Source organism: Streptomyces sp. NPDC048419 (assembly GCF_043200415.1).
Taxonomy (GTDB): domain Bacteria; phylum Actinomycetota; class Actinomycetes; order Streptomycetales; family Streptomycetaceae; genus Streptomyces.
In genome coordinates this window covers 1-1,565 of record NZ_JBICXT010000114.1, presented here as the reverse complement: position 1 = coordinate 1,565, position 1,565 = coordinate 1, and the positions used below count along the sequence as shown (strand labels likewise).

Annotated in this window: 2 protein-coding genes; one reads left to right on the top strand and one right to left on the bottom strand. The window is 65.9% G+C overall.

Annotated features, from left to right (window positions below; translation table 11 throughout):
- Nucleotides 1-22: 22 nt before the first annotated feature.
- Complete coding sequence (locus tag ACGFYN_RS48130; RefSeq protein ID WP_393872277.1) at nucleotides 23-1,237, bottom strand: RNA-guided endonuclease InsQ/TnpB family protein; 1,215 nt, start codon at nucleotides 1,235-1,237, stop codon at nucleotides 23-25.
- Between the two features lie 56 nt (nucleotides 1,238-1,293).
- Here ACGFYN_RS48130 and tnpA point away from each other — a divergent pair.
- Nucleotides 1,294-1,565: IS200/IS605 family transposase (tnpA, locus tag ACGFYN_RS48125; protein WP_393872276.1), on the top strand; the 272-nt coding region annotated here is incomplete at its 3' end.

Below are 1,565 nucleotides of genomic sequence, written 5' to 3'. Positions count from 1 at the left end.
TCGTGAACGAGGGGGCTTCTCGCTATGCCGGTGCGGCTTCGCGACGGACCAGCCCGGCCCGTAGAACGTTCAGTGCGCCCACCGTGTCGGCATGCGCCAGGTGGCCGCAGCTAACGCAGTGGAACTTCTCCTGGGTGGGCCGGTTCTCCGCGCTGACGTGCCCGCATTCGGGGCAGGTCCGGGAGGTGTTGCGGGGATCCACGGCGATCACGTTTCGTCCGGCGCTTTCAGCCTTGGCGTGCAAGATCGTCAGGAACACCCCCCATCCGGCATCTGAGATCGAGTGGTTGAGTCCGGCCTTCGCGGCGGACCCGTTGGGCAGGAAGCTGCCTGGCGTCTCGGGGTCCGGCCTCGGCGTGGGGGCCTTGACCATGTTTCGGATCTTGAGATCCTCGTGGGCTATCAGGTCGTGGTCCCGGACCAGAGCGAGCGCGGTCTTGTGGGCGTGGTCGAGGCGCTGGCGGCGCACCTTGCGGTGAAGGTCGGCGACCCGCTGGACGGCCCGCTGATGATTCGCCGTCCGCTCCTCCCGGCGCACGCGCCCCAACCGGCTGAGCTTGTGCTGTGCAGGTTCGAGCTGGGCGGCTGCCTTGCGAGCGTGGCGTGGATTCTCGACGTGCTCACCGTTGGAGGTGGTGAGGAACGAGGCGATACCCATGTCGATGCCGACCACGGACCCTGTCGCGGGGAGCGGTTCGGGCTGGGCCTGCTCAGCGGTCAGGACGACGTACCAGCGCTTGCCTTCGCGCTTGACAGACAGGGTCTTGACCTTGCCGAGCACGGGCCGGTGCTGGTTGACCTTGACGTACCCGACACCCTGGAAGCGGACGCGGGTGACGGGGTCGTGCGGGGTGGAGTCCCAGCGGCAGCCGTCCTTGTCCTTCGGGAAGTCCACCGTGTCGAACCAGTTCACCCCCCGGAATCGGGGATACCCCGGCTTGTCCCCCGACTTCACGCGGCGGAAGAACGCGGCGAACGCCTTGTCCAGGCGGCGCAAGGTCGCCTGCTGCGACGAGAACGACCACCGGCCCTGGCGCTCCGGGTCAAAGGCCCGGATGTCCTTGAGCTGCGCGGACTGCTGCCCGTACTTGATCGAGGTCTTCGAGGCGTGCCGGTAGGCGTTGCGGCGTTCGGCCAAGGCGCCGTTGTAGAGCGAGCAGTGGTCGCGCAGCATCTCGCCCAGCGCGGCTTGCTGGCTAACGGTGGGCCGCATGAGGAACTTGTACGCAAAGATCATCCAGCCCACCCCCCTTTTTTTCTGCGCAGCTTGCAAGATCATACTACGCTTGGCGTATGTCGCCACGCTGGGAACCAAACCCTGATATTCGCACCGGCCGTCACGTCACCTACCACCTGCACGCACACTTGGTGTTCGTCACGAAGTACCGGCGCGGCGTCTTCGATGACACGATGCTGAAGCGGTGCGAGGAGATCATGCGGGAGGTGTGCGCTGGTTTCGACGTGGAGATACGGGAGTTCAACGGCGAGGCCGATCACGTCCACCTACTGGTGCACTACCCGCCGAAGGTCGCCCTGTCCAAGCTGATCAACTCCCTCAAGGGCGT

Bases quoted from the DNA above. Each gene is read 5' to 3' on its own strand.
- ACGFYN_RS48130 (WP_393872277.1), bottom strand. From the start codon at position 1,237: ATGATCTTTGCGTACAAGTTCCTCATGCGGCCCACCGTTAGCCAGCAA.